This is a genomic window from Planktotalea sp., assembly GCF_049680325.1.
Classification (GTDB): Bacteria; Pseudomonadota; Alphaproteobacteria; order Rhodobacterales; family Rhodobacteraceae; genus Planktotalea.
Genome location: NZ_JBAUHO010000285.1, coordinates 1 through 3055, shown reverse-complemented (window position 1 = coordinate 3055; position 3055 = coordinate 1). Strand labels below are relative to the sequence as shown.

5 protein-coding genes are annotated in these 3055 nt (G+C 54.6%); 2 read left to right on the top strand and 3 right to left on the bottom strand.

Features of this window, described 5'->3' with window-relative positions; all coding sequences use genetic code 11:
* Positions 1-711 (bottom strand): dTDP-4-dehydrorhamnose reductase (rfbD, locus tag WBC85_RS13180; protein ID WP_424437970.1); only part of this gene is annotated, 711 nt, incomplete at its 3' end.
* Complete coding sequence (locus WBC85_RS13175; RefSeq protein WP_424437967.1) at positions 711-1235, bottom strand: acyloxyacyl hydrolase; 525 nt, start codon at positions 1233-1235, stop codon at positions 711-713. The genes WBC85_RS13175 and rfbD, both read right to left, overlap by 1 nt.
* Before the next feature lie 292 nt (positions 1236-1527).
* Here WBC85_RS13175 and WBC85_RS13170 point away from each other — a divergent pair, with 292 nt between their 5' ends.
* Together WBC85_RS13170 and WBC85_RS13165 are read left to right on the top strand one after the other, a co-directional pair.
* Complete coding sequence (locus WBC85_RS13170; RefSeq protein WP_424437964.1) at positions 1528-2109, top strand: formyltransferase family protein; 582 nt, start codon at positions 1528-1530, stop codon at positions 2107-2109.
* Complete coding sequence (locus tag WBC85_RS13165; RefSeq protein WP_424437961.1) at positions 2106-2864, top strand: class I SAM-dependent methyltransferase; 759 nt, start codon at positions 2106-2108, stop codon at positions 2862-2864. Before WBC85_RS13170 ends, WBC85_RS13165 begins: the two co-directional genes overlap by 4 nt.
* On the opposite strand, the gene WBC85_RS13160 is transcribed toward WBC85_RS13165, so the two are convergent.
* Positions 2861-3055, bottom strand: a 195-nt coding sequence (locus WBC85_RS13160) for a hypothetical protein (RefSeq protein ID WP_424437958.1), incomplete at its 5' end; no start/stop codon positions are given. The genes WBC85_RS13165 and WBC85_RS13160 overlap by 4 nt on opposite strands.

Sequence of the window (3055 nt, the reverse complement as noted above, 5' to 3'; positions counted from 1 at the left end):
GGAGGGAATATCCGTGACATCGCAGATGATGCCTGATTGCGCGAAGATTTCCCGCGCGAAATCGGCCCAGCTCACATCAGGTGCTCCCGCGAAATGATAGGTGCCGGACTTGCTTGGATCACTTTGCAACTGCTCCGCCATGCCCATCAACGCAGCGGCGATATCGCGCGCGCAGGTCGGCCCGCCAATTTGGTCCGCCACGATGGTGAGCGCCTCGCGCTCCGCCCCAAGGCGCAGCATGGTGCGCACGAAATTGTTGCCATGTGCGGAGACCACCCAAGAGGTGCGCAGAATGGCAAGGGGACCGCCAGCGGCGCGCACGCCTTGCTCGCCCGCCAGCTTGGAGGCTCCGTAAACACCCAGCGGGCCAGTTGGGTCATTCTCGCGCCACGGCTGCGCGCCAGAGCCATCAAAAACGTAATCGGTCGAGACATGAAGGAAGGGCAGGGCGCGTTTGGCAGCGGCTGTGGCCATCGCCGTAGGAGCCTCAGAATTGACTCTAAAGGCCATATAAGAGTCTGTTTCAGCCGTATCAACGCCCGTATAGGCGGCGGCGTTGATGATCACATCCGCATCGGTTCCAGCAATAATTGCAGCGCAGGCGGTAGGGTCACTCAGATCAACCTCGGCGCGGGGCAGCGCCGTCACGCCGTCAAAGCGTTGCAGCGCGCGCGCGACTTGTCCCGTTTTACCAAAGACCAGAACGCGCATCAGTTCAGCGGAACGCTCACGCGCAATTGCAAGGTTTCAAGTCCAGGGTTCACGTTCGAAATCCCTCCGTTAGAGCGGTGGTCATAAGACACCCCCACACGCACACCGCTGCGCGCCTGCCAGCCGATTTCCGCACCCGAGCGGAACTCCACATCATGACCCAGATTAGGACCAGAGCCTTGGGCATAAACCCCCGGCATAAAATGCAGTTGCGCATAGCCGCCCATGCCAGAGGGGCGCTCCCAGAAACGTGTGGTATGCGTGGCGCCCGCACCGACCCACACGTCATTGCTATCGGTCACCGACAGACCAATCGCTGGCTGGAAGGGGCCAAAGGAGGTGCCAAAATCATAGCGCACATAGGCCTCGTTTCCGATCACCTTGTCCTGAAAGATCACATTGCCGAACGACAGCGACAGCGCCTCTTGGGCAGGGGTGCGCGCAAGGCAGCCCGTGTCACAATCATTGGTCTTCATATCGGCAAGACCAACCACAAAGAAGAGTACTGCCAGACGTCCGTCCATAATAGATTCCTTAAATATCCATCAGACATACAAAAATCCGGCCGTGCTGTCAGTAGCATTCCTGCATTGCGGATTTGGTTCGGAGGGTGATAGTTCGGGATGCGAACAAAGACCCGCTATTTCCTGCCAGTTTCGCAGCTTTAAAATTACATGTGAGAAAAATTTTCTTAATCCACATCCGAAACACAGAGAGTTATGCTCCAAACCCGATGAACAAAGACCGAGACACCTTACATATTTTGCTTTAGGGGAGCCCGAATACGCAATGTCATTCGAAGGATCTCCGGGCACCATGAAAACGATTTTCATCATTGGTGACGACAAGGTAGGGCGACAGGCGGCCGCTGAGCTAAACGTGCCAGATGCCATCTGGCTCAATCGTTCTGTTGGTTCCAAACGTGTATGGCGCTTGATCAGGTCTGGAGCGATCAAACTTCCAGACGTTCTTGCGATTGCACTTGCAGATATACGCCGCCCCAATCTGGCAGCGCCGGTTCTTCCGATCATACAAAGTAATGCAGACGTTCTCGAACTCATTAAGGCTGAAGTGCCCGATCGGATCATCTGTTATCGCGCAGGCCTTGTTCTGACGCGCAGAGTGCTTGATCAGCCTGTACAGTTCTTAAATGTACATTGCGCCGATTTGCCAAAATATGGTGGGTTGGGAACATTACATCGCGCTCTGCGAGATAAAGCCTTCGCGCAAAATGCCTGCCTGCATGAGATCACCACTGTGATTGATGGCGGCCGCGTTTTACATAAAGAGCCTTATCATCTTTCACCAACACGCTCGTTTCGTCTCAATGAAGATGTCGCCTATGCTGCGGGGCGCAAGATACTTAACGATATAGCTTCAGGGCACATCACCCCATGACCATGATTGCACGCCTTTTACCTCAAACTTTAGCTATTCCCCTCTTTGGCGATCGAAAACGCTATGGTCCGGTTCCTGTGCAGGACGATCCGGATTGGATCGCATGGCAGAAAGAATACCTAAACTTCTACAGCTCCACCCAAAAAAGCGGAGCCGGAGCGCGGGTAAATGACGCCGGTTATAAAGTTCTCAAGCGCGTCTCGCTAGAAGGCCGCTCGGTCGGTGAAATTGGACCCGGCTCGCTCCCGCATCGGGATTTTTGGCAGGGCAGGCCGAAACATTTCACTGCTTTTGATATCAATCCCGATTTTCTGGAAATTTCCGAAGCCGCAGCTGGCTGTTCTTTTGAGGGCATTCAAGTTGCGCCGAACCAAACAACCCTGCCAATTGCCGATAACAGTCTTGATTTCCTCTTGAGCTTTTACTCGCTCGAACATTTGCATCCACTTGGGGAATACCTTGATGATTATGCCCGCTGCCTCGCGCCCGGTGGTCAGCTAGTTGGGGCCATTCCCAACGAGGGTGGTCTTGCTTGGGGATTGGGACGCTTCTTGACGTCGCGGCGCTGGATCCACAAAAATACCGAGATCAATTACGACAAGATCATCTGTTGGGAGCACCCCAATTTCGCCGATACAATCATCGCGGACTTGGATAAGCGATTCACTCGGCGCCATTTGTCAATGTATCCAGCCCTTGGCACGTTTGGGCAGAATGCTACGCTGATCACGCGCTTCATCTACGAAAAGGCCTAAGACGCACGCCGTGAGGCACTGACCTGCGCGCGCAATTCCTTGATCTTAAAGCGATCAAACAGCAGCATTTGCGCAACCACCACAAGGTTGGGCAAGAGCACGATGATGCGCAATGCAAGCCCATGAACCAGTCCTTCGGTCACGGGAACGCCGTAGCCGCTGAGCGCCAGCGCAATCGCAAATTCATAGGT